Below are 15,112 nucleotides of genomic sequence, written 5' to 3' on the forward strand. Positions count from 1 at the left end.
TCAAACCCCGCTTATCTTGATACCAATGAAAATTAAAACGAAAATCAGCGTACCGATAAATGCTACAACATCCTGTCTGCCATACAACAAAACACGATACTTTGTTCGTGATGCTGCGTCCTTAAAACCACGAATTTCCATTGCATTGGCAAGGTCAAGGGCCCGCTGTAAGGCACCTACAAATAAAGGAATCAGGAGTGGTACAATAGCACGAGCACGTTTGATTGGCCCACCAGTTGAAAAACTCATGCCTCGAGATTTTTGTGCATTCATAATTTTTTGTGTTTCATCCATTAAAAGTGGTACAAAGCGTAATGCAATTGACAACATCAACGCTAACTCCGCCACTGGCACATGGATTTTATTAAGTGGTGCCAACAATGATTCTAATGCGTTAGCAATGCTAGTTGGTGGTGTACTTAAGGTCATAATAGTTGACATCAAAATAATCAATGTAAACCGAATCATAACGTAAATAGCATTTAAAATACCCGGCCATGTCACTTGAAGGGGTCCAACATGGAACACAACAGGCGTTCCCGGCGTCAAAAACAATTGCAAAACGACAGTAAACAAAATCAGCCAAAAAATGGGTTTTAATCCATCCCAATAGAGCTTGAAAGGCTGTTGCGTTAATCGTATTGCTAAAATTACAAAAGCTGCTGATAACGCATAGGTAGCCCATGATGATGCAAATAACATCACAAAAATGAACACAAAAGTTACAATCATTTTTGTTCGTGGATCTAATCGGTGTACCCAAGAAGATCCCGGCACAAAACGACCAATCATAATATTATTCATGCTTGTGTTCCTCATTTAACATGGTTGCCAATTCAGTTAAAGTTAATGGTCGCCGACTGAGTGAGACACCGTTAGCTCGTAATTGCTCGGCAAATTGGCCGGCACGTGGCAAGTCCAAATTCACACTTTTAAACCAGTCAATGTCGCGATTAAATACATCAGCCGGGGTTCCTTGCGCCGCAACATGACCATCCTGCATAACAATCACTTGATCAGCAACTGATACAACATGATCCATTTGATGCGAAATGAAAACAACTAATTTCCCTGACTGTCTTAGATTGGCCACCAATTCAAGTAGTTCAGCTTGTCCTTTGGGATCCAAGCCAGCGGCTGGTTCGTCCATGACAACAATATCTGGATTACTAGCCAAAGCACCAGCCATTGCAACACGGCGCATTTGACCACCCGATAATTCAAAGGGCGACTTTTGCCACAAATTTTCGGCCACATTTACCATTTTTAAAGCTGATTGTGCGGACTGTTTAGCTTCATCAGTTTGATACCCAAAGTTCAATGGTCCATACATCACATCTTCCAAAACGGTGTTTGCAAATAATTGATTTTCGGGAAATTGAAACACCATGCCAACTTTTGCTCGCAATTTAGTTAATTGCTTTTCTTTAGTGGCGTTTGTCACAATTAAATCATCGACAGTGACTTGACCCGTTGTCGGTTTTAACAAACCGTTTAAATGTTGAATCAATGTGGACTTACCAGAACCAGTTTGCCCAATGATAGCAGTCACTTGGTGGTCAGCAATCGTAATATTGATATCGTGCAAAATAGGATTGGCCAGAGTTGTGCCGGCACCATAACTAAAATTTACTTGTTCGAAGGTGATAGCCAATGTATTAATTCTCTCTCATCCAAATATTTTTTTGGTTTAACGGTCAACCGCGCTGTTAGTTCACCCGCAAATGGCAACTCTAATCCATTATCATGCATCGTTTGTGATTTTGAAAATACATCATCTGGGTTACCATCTATAATCAATCGTCCATCATTAATAACGACGATGCGATCCGCCAACGCAGCCTCGTCCATATCATGCGTAATTGTAATCAATGTCAATTCTGAACCAAATTGTGCCTTTAAATTTTGAAGTGTCGTCATGATGGAAGCGCGTCCTTCTGGGTCCAACATAGCAGTCGCTTCATCAAGAATAATAATCTTTGGCCCTAACGCTAAAACACTTGCCAAAGCCACACGTTGCTTTTGCCCACCTGATAAAGTATGTGGTTCACGTTCTTTGAAATTTTCCATGCCAACAGTATGAAGAGCTTCATCAATTCTCTGTGGCATTTCATTACTTGGCAACTCAATATTCTCCAAACCAAATGCGACGTCATCAGCAACTGTTGCCCCAACGAATTGATTATCCGGATTTTGAAACACCATTCCGATTTGGGCACGAATATCGTTGACACTATCCACCGTGAGGCGTTTACCAAAGACATCAATATCACCACCGTTGGCAACTATTAAGCCAACAATTAATTTTGCCAAGGTTGATTTGCCCGAACCATTATGACCGACCAGCGCCACCCATTCACCGGCTTCAATTGATAAATTGAAACCATCAAAAAGTTCGAGATCATCATATTGATAAGTTAAATTGTTAATTGTAATTGCTTGAGTCATTATTCTATATTTTACCACATTTTCCTACCAAAAATAGTTTACGCCCTGGCCTGTATTTAAACAATGTAATTCACAAAGAAATTATCTCATAAACCTAGTAAATTAAGCTAAACTAGTCTATACTAAAAAGAGTAAAATACTAATAAATTAGAAATTTCACAAAGGGAGTATTTCATGACAGAAAAAAATATTGTCATCGTTGGTGCCGGATTTGGTGGTGTTTTTGCAGCTAAAACACTATCTAAGAAATTGAAAGGGCACAAGGATTACAACATTATCCTCATTGATAAACATTCATATTTTACTTATATGACTGAATTGCATGAGGTGGCATCACAACGTGTTAAACCCAAGCACGTACAAGAAGACTTAGAACATCTTTTCTATCAAAATAAGAATGTTAAATTGCTCACAGCTGAAGTAAACGGTATCGATAAAAATGCAAAAACTGTTTCAACGACTGAGGGTGATATTCCTTATGAAAAGTTAGTATTAGCTGTTGGTGGTCAATCCAATGATTTCGGTACTCCCGGTGTCAAGGAACATGGTTTTGAATTATGGTCAATGGAAGAATCTTTGGCAATTCGTTCGCACATTGAACACACAATTGGTCAAGGCGCTGCCGAACTTGATCCCGCTAAGCGCGAACAAATGCTAACTATCGCCGTTGTCGGTTCTGGTTTCACTGGCGCCGAATTAATGGGTGAGTTTATTGAACAACGCAAAGTATTAGCACAAACTTATAAATTATCCGAAAGTGAAATTAAGTTAGTCTTACTTGAAGCTTCACCATCAATTTTGAACATGCTTAAGGATCGTAAATTAGCGGACAAAGCCTTTAAGTACATGGAAAATAATGGTGTTGACATTCGCTTAGGTGCCCGTGTCACTGGTGTGACTGAAGATGGTGTCGTATTTGCTGATGGCTCAACTTTGCCAACGAAATCACTGATTTGGACTGCTGGTGTTAAGGCAAAATCATTCATCTCTGATTGGGGCTTCAAGTATGGCCGCGGTGGTCGTATTGAAGCAGATGACTACATGCATGCAACTAAAGATGATGATACACCCGAAAAAGACATCTACGTTGCCGGTGACACACTATCATACGTAGATGACAAAACTGGTCCTGTACCACAAACAGTTGAGGGTGCTGAAAGTGCTGCACGCGCTGCTGCTGCTAACATTCTTGCAGACTTAGGTTTTGGTAAATCAAAAAGTTTTGCCGAAGCTGTTAAATATCATGGCTTCGCTGTTTCAATCGGTTCACACTATACCGTTGCAAGTCTCATGGGATTGAATTTCTCAGGATTTTTTGCAAGTATTGCCAAACATGGCATCAATTTATTCTTCTACTCGCAGATTCGCTCCGCTTATTCTATTTTCCACTATTTGATGGATGAATTCTTCCGAACAGAAAATTGTCGTAATCCTTTCAAGGGCAGCATATCAAGACTAGGAAACGTGCTCTGGTCAACACCACTCCGCTTGTTCCTTGGTGTTTTCTGGATTCTGGCAGCATTGGGCAATATTGGTAGCCTCAATGACCTATTCTGGCAACACGGCTTTGCTAGCTTCTTAGAAATCATTACTGGTGCTGGTCTTTTCCTTGGTTTGCTAACTTGGCCATTGGGACTTCTATCAATTGTCCTAACAATTGTTGCTTGGTCTACAAACGGATTTGACATGACACACTGGTTTATTATTTTGAGTAGTTTAGCAGTTATGAACGGTTCTGGTCGTGGATTTGGTCTTGATTTCTACGTTGTACCATTCTTACAAAAGATTTTTGGTGGTCTTTGGTACGGAAAAGCCAAATCAACATATAATGAACTTGAAAATAAGTTATAATAATAAAGTGCGAGAATCCACGTTCTCGCACTTTGTACATATTAATGAAAAGAGATTTCCATGGCAACGCCATCCCTTCCAACTATATGGGATTCTTTCCCAGAACTTAACGAACCATTACAAGCAGTATTAACCAAAATGTCAAACAGCTGGCAAATTGGTTTTTCAGAAATTGACAATGCCATTCGTTCACAATTAAACGCCGGCAAACTTGTACGACCGGCTTTGACGCTCTTATTTTCTGAATTAACTGCACAACCTTATAACAAGAAAGCTATCGCTCTTGGTGCGAGTGTTGAATTGTTACATCTCGCAACGTTAATTCATGATGATATTATTGACGAATCGAAACTTCGACGTGGTTTTGAAAGTATCCAATCACAATTTGGCAAAGACACCGCTGTTTATGCAGGTGATTATTTGTTGACGGGCATGTTTTCACTTTTGAGTGAAGCCGATGATACTGGCGCAGACAAACTTGCCTTAAGCGCACTTCAAGATATTTTGCTAGGGGAACTCACACAAAAACAGAATCGTTATCATACTGATGTTACATTCCCAAGCTATATTTCACAAATCAGTGGTAAAACTGCAGCACTATTTAAGTTAAGCGTCATGTTCGGTATCAGTAGTGATCGTATAGATGATCCCAAACTCAAACAAATCGCTCCTCAGATTGGTGAAACGCTTGGTATTGTCTTTCAACTATTAGATGATTACCTTGACTTTGAGGCATTATCAAAGAACTTAGCACTAGGAAAACCAATTGGGCAAGATATTAGGAATGGTATTTATACGGCACCCATTTTATTCGCTCTAGAAGAAGTCACAATCCATGACGAACTAATCAGCCTTCTTGAACTTCGAGATGAGATTTCTGATGATCAACTTAATCGTGTGCATACCATTGTAGATGAAAGTTCAGCAATGACCCGTCTTAATTCACTGTTAGTTAAGTATAACGATGAACTAAATCTATTGATAGATCAGTTACCGCAACAAAATATTAAGACCCAGATCGAACAATTAAGTAATATCTTGTTAAATCGTCAATATTGATGTGTACAAAAAACACTCGAAGTATCAAAATACTTCGAGTGTTTTTTGTTACAATTGATTAATCAACGAGCTCCAAGATGACCAATTGAGCGGCGTCGCCACGACGTTGGACAGTCTTGAGAATCCGTGTATAACCACCATTACGTTCGGCAAAGCGAGGGGCAACATCATCAAAAAGCTTTTGCAAAGCTGATTGAACTTTAACATTGTCACCATCTTCGATAACATCTGCAACTTCGTTGCGGACAAAGGCAGCGGCTTGACGACGAGCATTCAAGTCACCACGCTTACCTAATGTAATCATCTTATCAGTTGTCTTACGTACTTCTTTGGCGCGAGCTTCTGTTGTCGTAATACGACCATTAATCAAAAGATCAGTAGTCAAGTCACGTAACATTGCCTTACGTTGTGAAGACGTACGACCCAATTTACGATATGGCATTGGTGAATCCTCCTTTTTAGTAGTTTAAAGACATGTGTTAATCTTCCTTGCGGAATCCCAAGTTCATTTCTGTGAGCTTTTCTTGGATTTCGTCAAGTGATTTCCGACCGAGATTACGCACCTTCATCATGTCGGCTTCAGTGCGATCTGTCAACTCCACGATGGTGTTGATACCGGCCCGTTTGAGACAATTATAAGAACGAACAGACAAATCCAAATCCTCAATTGGTGCGGAATCAGATGCACTAACTGCAACTGGCTCTGCCTCAACCATAACGCTGGCTTCTGCAGCTACTGGTGAGATGTCCATAAACAAGTTCAAATGCTCTGCTAAGATTTTAGCACCTAAGCTGAGCGCATCACTAGGTTTGATGGAACCATTTGTCCAAATATCAAATGTGAGCTTATCATAATCGTCACGTGCACCAACACGCGTATTTTCTACTTGATAGTTAACACGTTCAATTGGTGTATAAATTGAATCAACCGCCAAAACACCGATAGGCATTTCATCGCGCAATTTTTTGTTCTCATCGGCTGATGTATATCCACGACCTTTAACTGCCGTGACTGTCATATGCAATGACTTACCTGCTGCCACAGTAGCGATATGCAAATCTGGATTAAGCACTTCAACATCTGCGCCACCCTGCAAATCTGCAGCTGTCACATCTGCTGGCCCTTGAACATCAATTTCAAGAGATCGCTCATCATCAGAATCAATCGCCAACACAACTTTCTTAAGATTTAAGATAATTTGTGTGACATCTTCAACTACGCCGTCCACAGTTGAAAACTCGTGAACTACGCCGTCAATCTGTACCGTGTTAACGGCTGCGCCTGGAAGCGAGGATAATAAGATACGACGCAAAGAGTTACCTAATGTCGTTCCATATCCTCGTTCAAGAGGCTCTATGACAAACTTGCCATAGCGGGCATCCTCTTCGATGTTATGAATATTTGGCTTTTCAAATTCAATCATCTGTAAATTCTTACCCCTTCTTTCACAGCAAGAGCAATGAAATTCAATTAAACACGACGACGCTTTGGTGGGCGTGATCCGTTGTGGGGAACTGGTGTCACATCTTTAATAGATGTTACTTCCAAGCCCGCTGCTGCCAAAGCACGGATTGCTGATTCACGACCAGAACCTGGGCCTTTAACAGTTACTGCAACTGTGCGCATGTTCATTTCCATGGCACCTTTTGCTGCAGCTTCTGCTGCCATTTGTGCAGCGAACGGTGTCGACTTACGACTTCCTTTGAAGCCAAGTGCACCAGCAGATGACCAAGCAACTGCGTTACCTTGAACATCTGTAATCATGACGATGGTGTTGTTGAATGTTGAATGGATGTGAGCCACACCAGATTCAATATTCTTCTTTACACGACGCTTACGCGTTGTACGACCTGCCATTTGTTTGCCTCCTTTTCAATACTTTATATATAATTTCTCGGGTTAACAAATATATTAACCAACATTACGCAACTATGGTTGCGATAATCATGTGCCGTATCGATGAGGATACAACCAGAAAAAGTGAATTACTTTTTCTTACCAGCAATTGCTTTAGCTGGGCCTTTACGTGTACGAGCGTTGTTTTTCGTGTTTTGTCCACGAACTGGCAAGCCCTTACGATGACGAATGCCACGGTACGAAGCGATTTCTTGCAACGATTTGATATCAAGAGATACCTTACGACGCAAGTCACCTTCAAGTTGCAAGTTCAACTTGTCAACTGTTGCACGGATAGCGTCTTCTTGGTCTGATGTCAAATCGCGAACGCGAACGTCTTCAGACACACCAGCTTCAGCCAAAACCTTTTGTGCAGTAGTATTACCGATTCCGTAGATGTATGTTAAGCCAATGACAATTCGCTTGTCACGTGGCAAATCAATACCTGCAATACGAGCCATAACAATTTACCTCCTTTAGTATTTTGAAAACGACAATTATGTCCTTATTCAATCAATAATTAATGCGTGGTAATTACTTACCAGCGCGTTGCTTGTGCTTTGGGTTAGCAGAGCAGATGATCATTGTGCGACCATTGCGCTTGATAACGCGGCAAGCATCACACATCTTTTTAACTGATGGGCGTACTTTCATAATCTATTCCTCCTATTCGGTTAACTGATTATTCCAAATCTTTCCTTATCGGAAACGATAAGTAATACGACCCTTAGTTAAGTCGTATGGTGACATTTCAACAGTGACGCGATCACCTGGCAATATTCTGATAAAATTCTTACGAATTTTTCCAGAAACATGTGCCAAAATCACAGCACCATTTTCGAGTTCTACTTGGAACATCGCATTTGGTAAAGTTTCTTTCACTTTACCTTCAATTTCAATGACATCATTGGCCACGCACTCAACCTCCTGTGCTTATCATGTTCTACATTGTTGATAAGTGCCTAACCTATCAAATTATACCAGAAATAATGGTATTTCTCAATGACATTTTAGATAATTAATCCAAATTATCTAAAACTTCCTTAACATCACGATACACGTCAGCAAGTTGGCGACCGCCATCGATGGTGTACAAAACACCAGCACGTTGGTAATAATCTACCAAAGGCAAGTTGGCCGCTTTATTAACGGCTAAGCGGTTATCAATTACCTCGGGCGTATCATCTGCGCGTCCGCGTCCCAAAAGACGTTGACGCAATAATGAGTCGGAAACTTCAAAGTATAATGTTGCAGAAACGGACTTATTGTTATTAGACAGATAGCTATCCAAAAATTCAGCCTGTGCTTCATTACGAGGATATCCGTCAAGCATAAAGCCAGCTTCAACATCACTTTGATTTAAACGGTCAGCAACCATAGCGTTAGTAATTTCATCGGGAACTAAGTCACCAGCATCCATGAACTCACGAGCTTTTTGACCTAATTCTGTGTTGTTGGCCAAATTAGCACGGAAAATATCTCCAGTACTAATATGAACCACAGGATAGTCCTTCACGATGAAGTCTGCCTGTGTACCTTTTCCGGCACCAGGTAATCCCAATAAAATCAAATTCTTAGCCATTGATTGCCTCCCGAGCTGCTAATTGATCTTTTGTAATAAAGCCAACATAATTTTTTTTCTGCATTAAACCATCGATTTGACGAATTAAGTCCAAGGCAACACCTATTGAAATCAACAGGCTTGTGCCACCTAAACCGATTTTTTCGTTCAATCCCCACACATCAGATGCGATCAATGGTACTAATGCAACAACACCTAAGAAAATTGAACCGACAAAGCTCAGATTTAATAGGAGTTTTGAGACAAAAGCTTTCGTTTGATCACCAGGACGCACACCAACAATGTAAGCCCCTTGTTTCTGTAAGTTTTCAGCTAATTTTTCAGGGTTAACTTGAACAAATGCGTAAAAATAAGTGAAAATAACAATTAATACAGTGTAAAGTATCGCCCCTGGTAATGTTGTCATGCTAAATATTTGTTGCATAACTTGATACCATTGAGCAGAAGCATATTTATCCTGAAAGGCCAACAACACTGTTTGCGGCGTGCTAATAAATGATGAGGCAAAGATGACAGGAATAACACCTGAAACATTGACTTTCAAAGGTAAATACGCTTCACTACCATACGAAGTAGCCGAACGTGTGTACTGCATTTGCAAACGGCGGGTTCCTTCATATGACCAAGTTGTAAACGCAACAACCAAAATCATTGCTACTAACAACACAATCATGAACTCCCAACCATTTAACAGCTCACCATTACCAGCTTGTAAAATATTTTCTTTGAAAATTTCATACAAACCTTCTGGTGCTTGTGCGATAATACCTGCAAAAATAATCATAGAAACACCGTTTCCAAGACCTTTTTCAGTGATCATCTCACCCAGCCACATCGCAAAAAACGTTCCAATTGTCATGACCGAACCGATCACAATAAAAGACATCACGTTATTTGTTTGACTAACTAATCCATAAGAAGACAGTGAATTAAATCCTGCTGTAATACCTACGGATTGAACAAAAGCAAGCACAAGTGTCAACCAACGTGTGGCGTTGTTCAACTTTCGCCGACCAACTTCACCTTGCTTACTCCATTCGACAAAGCGAGGCACGATATCTAATTGCAAAAGTTGCACAACAATTTGTGCCGTCACGTATGGTGAAACACCCATAGCAAACAATGAGTAATTCATCAAGCCGCCACCAGAAAAGATGTTCAAAATGTTCATCAATCCTGAGTTGGCCATATCAGACATAGCAGCAGGGTTAACCCCTGGCACAGTGATGTGTGTTCCAATTCTGTATACAAACAAAATCAAAAATGTCCATCCCAGCTTTTTGCGTATGTCTTTTTCACGTACTGCATTAAATAACGTGCTAAGCATTAAAGTACCTCAGTTGACCCACCGGCTTGTTCAATAGCAGCAACAGCTGCTGCTGAAAACTTATGTGCCTTCACAGTCAACTTCTTTTCAAGTTGACCTACAGCCAAAATCTTAATACCTGACTTTTGATTTTTAACAATACCGTTTTCAATCAAAAGCGCTGGTGTAATTTCTGTGCCATCATCAAAGTTGTTTAACTTATCTAAGTTCACAACTGCAAATTCCTTACGTGAAATGTTAGTAAATCCACGTTTTGGAATACGACGGTACAAAGGCATTTGACCACCTTCAAAACCCAAACGCACTTTTCCACGAGCCTTTTGACCCTTTTGACCACGTCCGGATGTCTTACCGTTTCCAGATGATGTACCACGACCAACACGGTTACGCACGTGACGTGAACCAGCAGCTGGTTGTAATTCGTTCAAATTCATCTTTCGGTACCTCCTATTTTAATGTGTAATTACTTAACTTCTTCAACGTTAACTAAGTGAGCAATATGGAAAATTGCACCACGTGTAGCTTCGTTATCAGGCTTCACCACTGAACTAGATACGCGGCCAAGTCCAAGAGACTTAACAATCGCGCGTTGCTTAGGTAAGCGATGAACCGCACTCTTAATCAAAGTGATTTTCAAATCTGCCATTTTATCGCTCCTTATTCAGCTAAGTGTTCCAAAGAAACACCACGCAACTTAGCAACTTCTTCGGCATCTTTCAAGCTTGTTAGCGCATCGAAAGTTGCACGAATAACGTTAACTGGTGTTGATGAACCAAGTGACTTAGCAGTCACATCAGCAATACCTGCAAGTTCCATAACAGAACGTGCGGCACCACCGGCAGCAACACCAGATCCTTCTTCGGCTGGCTTGACCAAAATCTTACCACCGCCCCATTCGCCAAGGACTTCATGAGGAATAGTTGTAGCAACTGTTGGCACAGTGATCAACTTACGCTTAGCATCTTCAATAGCCTTGCGGATAGCTTCAGGAACTTCTTGTGCTTTACCAGTACCAAAACCAACGTGTCCTTGCTTGTCACCAACGACAACCAACGCTGCAAAACGCAAGCGACGACCACCCTTAACAACCTTTGTGACACGGTTAATAGCAACCACGTTCTCTTCTAATTCACCAAGTGACTTAGGATTAACGAATTCAACCATTTTAATATTCCTCCTTTCCTTAGAACTTCAAACCGTTTTCACGGGCTGATTCTGCTAGTGCTTGAACACGTCCATGATAAACATAACCACCACGATCAAAGACAACTTCTTCAACCTTTGCGGCTTTACCACGTGCGGCGATCAATTCACCAACTTTAACTGCTTGTTCAGTCTTTGATCCCGTTACTTCGGCATCATGACTTGAGGCACTTGCTAGCGTTACACCCGCTACGTCATCAATTAATTGAGCGTAGATGTTTGCATTAGAACGGAAAACGTTCAAACGTGGGCGAGCAGCAGTACCAGAGATTTTTCCACGTACACGCTTGTGGCGCTTTACGCGAAGCTTATTCTTATCTGGTTTTGAAATCATAGCTGTGCTTTCCTTTTCTTATGGCTTATGCCATTTTAAAATATTTTTTTAACAGAACTTGTACTACTAGCAGTAAATAATTACTTACCGGTCTTACCTTCCTTACGACGAACAACTTCACCTTCGTAACGAATACCTTTACCTTTATAAGGTTCTGGTGAACGAACGGCACGAATTTCAGCTGCTAAATCGCCGACTTTTTGTTTTGAAATACCTGAAATTTTAATTGTCAAAGCATCTGGTACTTCAACAGTTAACGCTTCACGATCTTCAAAGACAACTGGGTGAGAATAACCAACACTCAAAGTCAACTTTGAACCTGACTTTGCGGCACGGTAACCAACACCAACAAGCTTCAATGTTTTTGTGAAACCTTCAGATACACCTTCGACCATGTTTGCAACGTTGGCACGTGTAGTCCCGTGCAAAGCTTTAGTCTTGTTGTCGTCACTTTCACGTGTGAAAGAAACTTCAGTTCCTTCAACATTCATCGTGATTGCTGAAACGATTTCACGTGACAATTCACCCTTAGGCCCTTTAACTGTGACAACTGCACCTTCTTGAGATACAGTCACATCAGCAGGCAATGTGATTGTTTTGTTTCCAATACGGCTCATGGTAAGTCTCCTTTCTTAGATATATTACCAAACGTAGGCGAGCACTTCGCCACCAACTTGCTTTGAACGAGCTTCTTTGTCAGTAATCACACCGGCAGAAGTTGAGATAATAGCAATTCCCAAACCATTCAAAACTTTTGGCAAGTCTTCAGCCTTGGCATACTTACGCAAACCAGGCTTTGAGATACGCTTAATACCAGTAATCACACGATTACGGTCTTCTCCGTACTTGAGAAATACACGGATAACACCTTGCTTGTTATCATCAATATACTCCACATCGCGGATGAAACCTTCTGATTTCAAGATTTCAGCGATACTCTTTTTAATTTTTGATGCTGGAATTTCCACAACTTCGTGATGCGCCAAATTGGCGTTACGAATGCGTGTCAATAAATCAGCAATTGGATCAGTCATAGACATCTATCGATATCCTCCTTTAAATTTTGAACGTAATCATGCAAAATGACACGCTCTTAACTATTATAGACTATTTTAGTCGATAACAGTTAAAAACGCGTCACTCATTTAGAGTAACAACATTTTTATTCACTAATTACTTAGTAAATGGCATTCCCAATTGTGTTAACAACTCACGACCTTCTTCGTCGTTTTGAGCAGTTGTAACAATAACAATGTCCAAACCGCGAACACGGTTAACCTTGTCAAAATCGATTTCCGGGAAAATCAATTGTTCACGAATACCCAAAGTGTAGTTACCACGGCCATCAAAAGCCTTTGATGATACACCACGGAAATCACGAACACGAGGCAATGAAATGTTGATCAACTTGTCTAAGAAGTCATACATACGTTCACCACGTAGTGTTACCTTAGTTCCGATTGACATACCTTCACGCAAACGGAAACCAGCGATTGACTTCTTTGCCTTTGTGATAACTGGTTGTTGACCAGCAATCAACTTCAATTCTTCAACCGCTTCATCCAAGTTCTTTGAGTTTGAAACTGCATCACCAACACCCATGTTCAAGACGATCTTGTCAATCTTTGGGGCTTGCATTGATGATTTGAAGTTAAACTTTTCGATCAAAGCAGGTTGAACTTCATTAACATATTTTTCTTTTAAAGCGTTAGCCATGAAAATGATTTCACCTTTCGATATTAGCCTAGTACGTTACCAGACTTTTTAGATACGCGAACTTTCTTGCCATCTTCCACTTTGAATCCAACGCGCGTTGGTTCGTTAGTTGAAGGGTCAAGCAATTGCACGTTAGAAACATGGATAGGTGCTTCGATATCGATAACACCACCTTGTGGATATTCGTTAGAAGGCTTTTGATGCTTCTTAACGATGTTCACGCCTTCGACAACGACGCGATCTTTTCCAGCAACAGTCTTAGTGATTGTGCCTTCTTTTCCCTTGTCTTTGCCGGCAATGACGCGAACCTTATCACCTGTTTTTACAAACATGATTTGGCTCCTCCTTGTCAGTATTAGAGCACTTCTGGTGCCAATGAAACAATACGCATGTAGTCGTTGTCACGTAATTCACGTGCAACTGGACCAAAAATACGCGTACCAACTGGTGATTTGTCGTCCTTCACGATAACAGCGGCATTTTCATCAAAATTAATGTATGAGCCATCTGCACGACGAACGTCAGATACAGTACGAACGATAACAGCCTTAACGACGTCACCCTTCTTTACGTTACCACCAGGGATAGCTTGCTTAACTGTTGCAACGATCATGTCGCCAACACCTGCAAACTTACGGCCTGAACCACCGAGCACTTTAATCGTCAAGATTTCACGTGCGCCAGAGTTATCAGCCACTTTTAAACGACTCTCTTGTTGAATCATGGTTCTTCCTCCTTGTTAGCAATTAATTACGACGTTTTGGGTCGAACATTAAAGAATAACAGCCTCTTCAACGATCTTAACCAAACGGAAGTGCTTAGTTGCAGACAAAGGACGTGTTTCCATGATTTGAACAATATCGCCCTGCTTGGCACTATTGTTTTCATCATGGGCCTTGAACTTCTTTGTGTACTTGACACGCTTACCGTAGACGGCGTGTGTTAAATAAGTATCAACAGCAACAGTAATTGTCTTGTCCATCTTATCTGAAACAACGCGTCCTTGGTAAACCTTACGAGTATTACGTTCTTCACTCATTTTTCAGCTTCTTCCTTTCGTCTTATTTGTTGGCGTTTGCCAATTCTTGTGCACGAATAACTGTCTTAACTCGTGCAATGTCCTTACGAACTTGTGCGATACGCGCCGTGTTTTCCAACTGACCAGTAGCCAATTGGAAACGAAGGTTGAACAATTCTTCCTTGAATTCGGCTTCGCGCTTTTGCAAATCCGCAAGTGACAATTCTTTCAATTCACTTGCTTTAGCCATTATTCAGCCTCCCGAGCAATAATCTTCGTACGTACAGGCAACTTATGTTGTGCCAAACGCAATGCTTCACGTGCAGTTGCTTCAGGAACACCTGCCACTTCAAACATTACCTTGCCACGCTTAACAGGTTCAACCCATCCTTCGGGAGCACCCTTACCATTACCCATTCGAACACCAACACCTTTTGATGTATATGACTTGTGAGGGAAGATTTTAATCCAAACCTTACCACCACGCTTCATATAACGTGTCATTGCAATACGAGCAGCTTCAATTTGACGGTTAGTGATCCAGCTTGATGTTGTTGCTTGCAAGCCAAAGTCACCAAATGTCACCGTCTTGCCACCTTTAGCTTCGCCACGCATGTGACCACGGTGTACACGACGGAATTTAACACGCTTTGGTACTAACATGTTTGCTTCCCTCC

The 15,112-nt window shown here is 41.0% G+C and carries 25 protein-coding genes; 2 read left to right on the forward strand and 23 right to left on the reverse strand.

Features of this window, described 5'->3' with window-relative positions; all coding sequences use genetic code 11:
• The 3 genes from ACI3ES_RS10125 to ACI3ES_RS10135 are packed head-to-tail and all read right to left on the reverse strand — an operon-like array spanning position 1 to position 2,448.
• Complete coding sequence (locus ACI3ES_RS10125; RefSeq protein ID WP_004912908.1) at positions 1-804, reverse strand: energy-coupling factor transporter transmembrane protein EcfT; 804 nt, start codon at positions 802-804, stop codon at positions 1-3.
• Positions 797-1,654 carry an energy-coupling factor transporter ATPase gene (locus ACI3ES_RS10130; protein WP_114667411.1) on the reverse strand — a complete coding sequence of 286 codons (858 nt, stop codon included), beginning with the start codon at positions 1,652-1,654 and terminating at the stop codon, positions 797-799. Before ACI3ES_RS10130 ends, ACI3ES_RS10125 begins: the two co-directional genes overlap by 8 nt.
• Entirely contained in the window at positions 1,630-2,448 is an 819-nt protein-coding gene (locus tag ACI3ES_RS10135) for an energy-coupling factor transporter ATPase (RefSeq protein ID WP_114667412.1), read from the reverse strand. Before ACI3ES_RS10135 ends, ACI3ES_RS10130 begins: the two co-directional genes overlap by 25 nt.
• A gap of 174 nt (positions 2,449-2,622) precedes the next feature.
• Between ACI3ES_RS10135 and ACI3ES_RS10140 the strand changes: the two genes are divergently transcribed.
• Together ACI3ES_RS10140 and ACI3ES_RS10145 are read left to right on the forward strand one after the other, a co-directional pair.
• Positions 2,623-4,299 carry an FAD-dependent oxidoreductase gene (locus ACI3ES_RS10140; RefSeq protein WP_407631990.1) on the forward strand — a complete coding sequence of 559 codons (1,677 nt, stop codon included), beginning with the start codon at positions 2,623-2,625 and terminating at the stop codon, positions 4,297-4,299.
• A gap of 60 nt (positions 4,300-4,359) precedes the next feature.
• Positions 4,360-5,358, forward strand: a complete 999-nt coding sequence (locus ACI3ES_RS10145) for a polyprenyl synthetase family protein (protein ID WP_407631991.1) — start codon at positions 4,360-4,362, stop codon at positions 5,356-5,358.
• Between the two features lie 58 nt (positions 5,359-5,416).
• Here ACI3ES_RS10145 and rplQ read toward each other — a convergent pair whose 3' ends face one another.
• From rplQ to rplP, 20 genes are all read right to left on the reverse strand, one after another.
• On the reverse strand, positions 5,417-5,800 hold the full coding sequence (gene rplQ / locus ACI3ES_RS10150; RefSeq protein WP_004911223.1) for a 50S ribosomal protein L17: 384 nt from the start codon (positions 5,798-5,800) through the stop codon (positions 5,417-5,419).
• Between the two features lie 37 nt (positions 5,801-5,837).
• A complete protein-coding gene (locus ACI3ES_RS10155; protein WP_004911224.1) occupies positions 5,838-6,782 on the reverse strand; it encodes a DNA-directed RNA polymerase subunit alpha in 945 nt (314 codons plus the stop codon).
• 47 nt (positions 6,783-6,829) lie between these two features.
• A complete protein-coding gene (gene rpsK, locus ACI3ES_RS10160) occupies positions 6,830-7,216 on the reverse strand; it encodes a 30S ribosomal protein S11 (RefSeq protein WP_004911226.1) in 387 nt (128 codons plus the stop codon).
• A gap of 128 nt (positions 7,217-7,344) precedes the next feature.
• A complete protein-coding gene (rpsM, locus tag ACI3ES_RS10165) occupies positions 7,345-7,716 on the reverse strand; it encodes a 30S ribosomal protein S13 (RefSeq protein WP_002816010.1) in 372 nt (123 codons plus the stop codon).
• A 73-nt stretch (positions 7,717-7,789) separates the two neighbouring features.
• Positions 7,790-7,909, reverse strand: a complete 120-nt coding sequence (rpmJ, locus tag ACI3ES_RS10170) for a 50S ribosomal protein L36 (RefSeq protein WP_002816013.1) — start codon at positions 7,907-7,909, stop codon at positions 7,790-7,792.
• Between the two features lie 45 nt (positions 7,910-7,954).
• Positions 7,955-8,170, reverse strand: a complete 216-nt coding sequence (infA, locus tag ACI3ES_RS10175; protein WP_002816015.1) for a translation initiation factor IF-1 — start codon at positions 8,168-8,170, stop codon at positions 7,955-7,957.
• A gap of 103 nt (positions 8,171-8,273) precedes the next feature.
• Positions 8,274-8,837, reverse strand: coding sequence for an adenylate kinase (locus ACI3ES_RS10180; protein WP_114667415.1), 564 nt, complete (start codon positions 8,835-8,837; stop codon positions 8,274-8,276).
• Positions 8,830-10,164 (reverse strand): preprotein translocase subunit SecY, encoded by a 1,335-nt coding sequence (gene secY / locus ACI3ES_RS10185; protein WP_407631992.1) that lies wholly within the window; start codon positions 10,162-10,164, stop codon positions 8,830-8,832. Before secY ends, ACI3ES_RS10180 begins: the two co-directional genes overlap by 8 nt.
• Positions 10,164-10,598: a 50S ribosomal protein L15 gene (rplO, locus tag ACI3ES_RS10190; RefSeq protein WP_114667416.1), complete on the reverse strand. Its 435-nt coding sequence runs from the start codon at positions 10,596-10,598 to the stop codon at positions 10,164-10,166. The genes secY and rplO overlap by 1 nt, the downstream gene beginning before the upstream one ends.
• A 29-nt stretch (positions 10,599-10,627) precedes the next feature.
• The gene (gene rpmD, locus ACI3ES_RS10195) at positions 10,628-10,810 is read right to left on the reverse strand and encodes a 50S ribosomal protein L30 (protein ID WP_004911238.1); all 183 of its coding nucleotides are present in this window, start codon (positions 10,808-10,810) and stop codon (positions 10,628-10,630) included.
• Positions 10,811-10,821: 11 nt separating this feature from the next.
• Positions 10,822-11,328, reverse strand: a complete 507-nt coding sequence (gene rpsE, locus ACI3ES_RS10200) for a 30S ribosomal protein S5 (protein WP_004911239.1) — start codon at positions 11,326-11,328, stop codon at positions 10,822-10,824.
• 19 nt (positions 11,329-11,347) lie between these two features.
• The gene (rplR, locus tag ACI3ES_RS10205) at positions 11,348-11,701 is read right to left on the reverse strand and encodes a 50S ribosomal protein L18 (protein WP_004911242.1); all 354 of its coding nucleotides are present in this window, start codon (positions 11,699-11,701) and stop codon (positions 11,348-11,350) included.
• Positions 11,702-11,781: 80 nt separating this feature from the next.
• Positions 11,782-12,318 carry a 50S ribosomal protein L6 gene (gene rplF, locus ACI3ES_RS10210; RefSeq protein WP_004911247.1) on the reverse strand — a complete coding sequence of 179 codons (537 nt, stop codon included), beginning with the start codon at positions 12,316-12,318 and terminating at the stop codon, positions 11,782-11,784.
• A gap of 24 nt (positions 12,319-12,342) precedes the next feature.
• Positions 12,343-12,741 (reverse strand): 30S ribosomal protein S8, encoded by a 399-nt coding sequence (rpsH, locus tag ACI3ES_RS10215; protein WP_004911251.1) that lies wholly within the window; start codon positions 12,739-12,741, stop codon positions 12,343-12,345.
• Between the two features lie 133 nt (positions 12,742-12,874).
• On the reverse strand, positions 12,875-13,417 hold the full coding sequence (gene rplE, locus ACI3ES_RS10220) for a 50S ribosomal protein L5 (RefSeq protein WP_004911253.1): 543 nt from the start codon (positions 13,415-13,417) through the stop codon (positions 12,875-12,877).
• 23 nt (positions 13,418-13,440) lie between these two features.
• Positions 13,441-13,749 carry a 50S ribosomal protein L24 gene (rplX, locus tag ACI3ES_RS10225; protein ID WP_002816025.1) on the reverse strand — a complete coding sequence of 103 codons (309 nt, stop codon included), beginning with the start codon at positions 13,747-13,749 and terminating at the stop codon, positions 13,441-13,443.
• A 23-nt stretch (positions 13,750-13,772) separates the two neighbouring features.
• Positions 13,773-14,141, reverse strand: a complete 369-nt coding sequence (rplN, locus tag ACI3ES_RS10230) for a 50S ribosomal protein L14 (protein ID WP_004911257.1) — start codon at positions 14,139-14,141, stop codon at positions 13,773-13,775.
• Between the two features lie 48 nt (positions 14,142-14,189).
• Positions 14,190-14,456 carry a 30S ribosomal protein S17 gene (rpsQ, locus tag ACI3ES_RS10235; RefSeq protein ID WP_004911259.1) on the reverse strand — a complete coding sequence of 89 codons (267 nt, stop codon included), beginning with the start codon at positions 14,454-14,456 and terminating at the stop codon, positions 14,190-14,192.
• Between the two features lie 22 nt (positions 14,457-14,478).
• The gene (gene rpmC, locus ACI3ES_RS10240) at positions 14,479-14,685 is read right to left on the reverse strand and encodes a 50S ribosomal protein L29 (protein WP_002816028.1); all 207 of its coding nucleotides are present in this window, start codon (positions 14,683-14,685) and stop codon (positions 14,479-14,481) included.
• The gene (gene rplP / locus ACI3ES_RS10245) at positions 14,685-15,098 is read right to left on the reverse strand and encodes a 50S ribosomal protein L16 (RefSeq protein ID WP_002816029.1); all 414 of its coding nucleotides are present in this window, start codon (positions 15,096-15,098) and stop codon (positions 14,685-14,687) included. The genes rpmC and rplP overlap by 1 nt, the downstream gene beginning before the upstream one ends.
• Positions 15,099-15,112 lie beyond the last annotated feature (14 nt).

It is taken from the genome of Leuconostoc falkenbergense (assembly GCF_045801155.1).
Taxonomy (GTDB): domain Bacteria; phylum Bacillota; class Bacilli; order Lactobacillales; family Lactobacillaceae; genus Leuconostoc; species Leuconostoc falkenbergense.